The sequence below is a fragment of the Micromonospora phytophila genome (genome assembly GCF_023656545.1).
Lineage (GTDB): Bacteria > Actinomycetota > Actinomycetes > Mycobacteriales > Micromonosporaceae > Micromonospora > Micromonospora phytophila.
The window spans coordinates 1-3,558 of record NZ_JAMOKF010000450.1 but is presented as its reverse complement, the minus strand read 5'-3'; the positions used below and the strand labels follow the sequence as shown (position 1 = coordinate 3,558).

The following is a 3,558-nucleotide window of genomic DNA, read 5'->3' as shown; positions in this document are numbered from 1 at the left end:
CGCGGGCGGCGCCCAGGGAGTCCGCGAGCCACTTCAGCTCGCCGCGCAACGGGCGGGACCATCCGGACCGGACCAGGGGCGCGAACGTCTTCAGGTCGCTGCGCAGTCGCCGGCAGGCCACCCGCAGCTGGTGCACCGGGCTGCCGCCGTCGTCCGCCGGGGCGCGCATGCGGGCCAGCGGATCGTGTGTCAGCAACCGCCGTACCTCGCGCCGCAGCGCCTCGGTGACCACCTCGCCGGCGGTGGGGTGGGCGCCCAGCCCGGCCGGGGCGACCAGGTCCGGCTCGGCCTCGGCGGCAGGGCCCAGCGCCCGGACGTGCTTCGGCGTGAAGGAGCCGCCCCGCGCGCCCGCCTCGCGCAGCAGCGACCCGACCCGGTCCAGCAGCGCCCGGTCGCCGGCCTTGCGCTCCACCTCCAGCTCACGGAAGGCGGCGGTGGTGGCGCCGTCGGCGTCGAGCACGGTGACCCGGTCGTCGACCACCGCGGCGAGGAGCGTGCCGTCGCGGTCGCGCACCTCCTGCCCGTGCCGGACGGTGCGCACCACCGCCGCCGGGGCCAGCGGCGCCCCCCGGTGGAACACGGTGACCAGCTCGGCCAGCTCCGGCGGGACGGCGCCGGCCGGGCCGGGGCGGGAGATCTCGTGCCGCACGCCGGGGGTGCCCGTCGGCAGCTTCACCGTCCAGGGCAGCTCGTCCCCCTCCCGGTGGCGCAGCGAGACCCCCGCCCGGGCCAGCCGCAGGTCCGCGGTGTCGAAGTACGTGGCGACCAGCGTCACCGCTGGCGCCGCCCGCACCGCCCCGCCCTCGGGGACGGCCGGGGACAGGTCCGGCAGGGCGTGGTCGTCGTCGACCTCGTACTTCTGCTCCTCCTCGACCATCTCGTCAGCCTATGCCGGCGGGCCTCAGCCGGCCGTGCCACCGACGCGGCGCAGCAGCAGTTCCTGGAGGTCGACCAGGGGCGCGTCGTCCGTGCCGGCACGCCGTCGCCAGCTGCCGTCGGCCGCCAGCTCGAACGCGTCCACGTCGGGGCTCATCGCGGCGGCCATGACGTGGTCCAGCTCGGCCCGGGCCACCGGGTCGCTGACCTGCACCAGCGCCTCGACCCGACGGTCCAGGTTCCGGTGCATCAGGTCGGCCGACCCCATCCAGAACTCGGCGTCGCCGTTGTTGCCGAACCGGAAGATCCGGGAGTGTTCCAGGAACCGGCCGAGGATGGAGCGGACCCGGATGTTCTCCGACAGGCCTGGCACGCCTGGCCGCAGCGTGCACATGCCCCGGATGAGCAGGTCGACGTGCACGCCGGCCCGGGAGGCCCGGTAGAGGGCATCGGTGAGCTCCTCGTCGACCAGCGAGTTCACCTTGAACTGCACCAGCCCGGGCATGCCGAGCCGGACGTGCGCGATCTCCCGTTCGATCCGCTCGACCAGCCCGCTGCGGATGCCCTGCGGCGCCACCAGCAGCCGCCGGAACGCGGTCTGCCGGCTGTAGCCGGTGAGGACGTTGAACAGGTCGGTCAGGTCGGCGCCGATCTCCGGGTCGGCGGTGAGCATGCCGAAGTCCTCGTAGAGCCGGGCCGTCTTCGGGTGGTAGTTGCCGGTGCCGATGTGGCAGTAGCGGCGGATCTGGTTGCCCTCCTGGCGTACCACCAGGGCGGTCTTGCAGTGCGTCTTCAAACCCACCAGGCCGTAGACCACGTGGCAGCCGGCGCGTTCCAGGGTGCGGGCCCAGCCGATGTTCGCGATCTCGTCGAAGCGGGCCTTCAGCTCCACCAGCACCACCACCTGCTTGCCCGCGGCCGCCGCGTCGACCAGCGCGTCGACGATGGGGGAGTCGCCGCTGGTGCGGTAGAGCGTCTGCTTGATGGCCAGCACGTCCGGGTCGGCCGCAGCCTGCTCGATGAAGCGCTGCACGCTGGTGGCGAACGAGTGGTACGGGTGGTGCACCAGCACGTCCCCGTCCCGCAGGGTGCTGAAGACGCTCCGCGGCACCTCGCCCTCGGCGAGCCGGGGGTGGGTGGCCGGCACGAACGGCGGGTCCTTCAGGTCGGGGCGGTCGGCCTCGCCGTAGAGCTGCCAGAGCGCCGACAGGTCGAGCAGGCCGCGCACCCGCAGCACGTCCTGCGCGTCCATGTCCAGCTCACGCACGAGCAGTTCCAGCATGTGGTCGGAGATCGAGGCGGCGACCTCCAGGCGTACCGGCGGGCCGAAGCGGCGGCGGGCCAGCTCCCGTTCGAGCGCCTGGAGCAGGTCCTCGTCGCGGTCCTCGTCGACCTCCACCTCGGCGTTGCGGGTCACCCGGAACAGGTGGCACTCGACCACCTGCATGCCGGAGAAGAGCTGGCCCAGGTGCACCGAGATGAGATCCTCGACCGGCAGCACCCGCACCCCCGGCCGGTCCCGGTCGACCCGGACGAACCGGGGCACGTTGTTGGGGACCTTGACCCGGGCGAAGAGCTCCGAGCCGCCGTCCGGGTCGCGGACCGCCACCGCCAGGTTCAGCGACCGCCCCGAGATGTACGGGAAGGGGTGCGCCGGGTCGACCGCGAGCGGGGTCAGTACGGGGAAGATGTGTTCCCGGAAGTAGGTGCGCAGCCGCTCCCGCTCGGCGTCGCCCAGCTCGCTCCAGCGCAGGACGCGGATGTCCTCGGCGGCGAGCTTCGGCAGCACGTCGTCGACGAAGCAGGCGGCGTGACGGGCGGTCAGCGCCGCGGTCCGCTCCGCGATCAGCTCCAGCTGGGTACGCAGCGGCAGCCGGTCGCCGCCGCGGACCGGCAGGCCGGCGGAGAGCCGCCGCTTCAGCCCGGCGATGCGCACCATGAAGAACTCGTCGAGGTTGCTGGCGAAGATGGCCAGGAACTTGGCCCGTTCCAGCAGTGGGGTGCGCTGGTCCTCGGCGAGCGTCAGCACCCGGGCGTTGAAGTCGAGCCAGGAGAGCTCCCGGTTGAGGAACCGGTCCTCGGGCAGCCGCGCGGCGGCCGGCGCGTCGTCGTCGACGATGACCGGGGTGGCCGGTGCGGTGTCCGGGTCCAGCACCTCCTCCAGCCCGGCGGAGTCGGCCCCCGCGTCGGGGCCGGCGGCGTCGGCGTGGGCCGTCTCGACAGTGCGGGCGGTGCGGAAGCGGCCGTCGGTGCCACGGGGTCGGGCGCCGTTGCGGGATTCGGCCGGGTCGGTGTCGGGCGGCTGGCTTGCGGGGTGCTCGCGAGGGGTGCTCACCCGCTCATAATCACCCGATCCGGGTTAACGCAAAATGAATTGCGGCCAGTCGTTCAGGCCATCGTCGGCAACGTCACCCGGACGACCTCGCCGGTGGCGTCGGTGTCGATGCGCACCCGCTGGCCGAGGCGGAGCAGCCGCAGCCCGGAGGCGTCGAAGGCCCGGGCCGGGAAGGCCAGTTCGGTGCCGTCGTCGAGGAGCAGCATCCCGCTGCGGGTCGCCGCGTCGTAGGTGGCCACCGTGCCCTGCATGCCCCGCACGCTACACCCGCAGGCGGTCAGGCCGGGCAGCCGGCGACGGTGAGCGCGGCGGTGCGCGGCCCGAGCCCGAGCCGGGCCGCCGCGGCC

3 protein-coding genes are annotated in these 3,558 nt (G+C 73.9%); all 3 read right to left on the bottom strand.

Annotation, left to right across the window (positions count from 1 at the left end; translation table 11 throughout):
- Window positions 1-877, bottom strand: an 877-nt coding sequence (locus tag NCC78_RS29340; protein ID WP_250798598.1) for a CYTH and CHAD domain-containing protein, incomplete at its 3' end; no start/stop codon positions are given.
- Between the two features lie 24 nt (window positions 878-901).
- Window positions 902-3,211 carry an RNA degradosome polyphosphate kinase gene (locus tag NCC78_RS29335; RefSeq protein ID WP_250798597.1) on the bottom strand — a complete coding sequence of 770 codons (2,310 nt, stop codon included), beginning with the start codon at window positions 3,209-3,211 and terminating at the stop codon, window positions 902-904.
- Between the two features lie 53 nt (window positions 3,212-3,264).
- A partial coding sequence (locus NCC78_RS29330; protein ID WP_443677213.1) for a cold-shock protein occupies window positions 3,265-3,558 on the bottom strand: 294 nt, incomplete at its 5' end.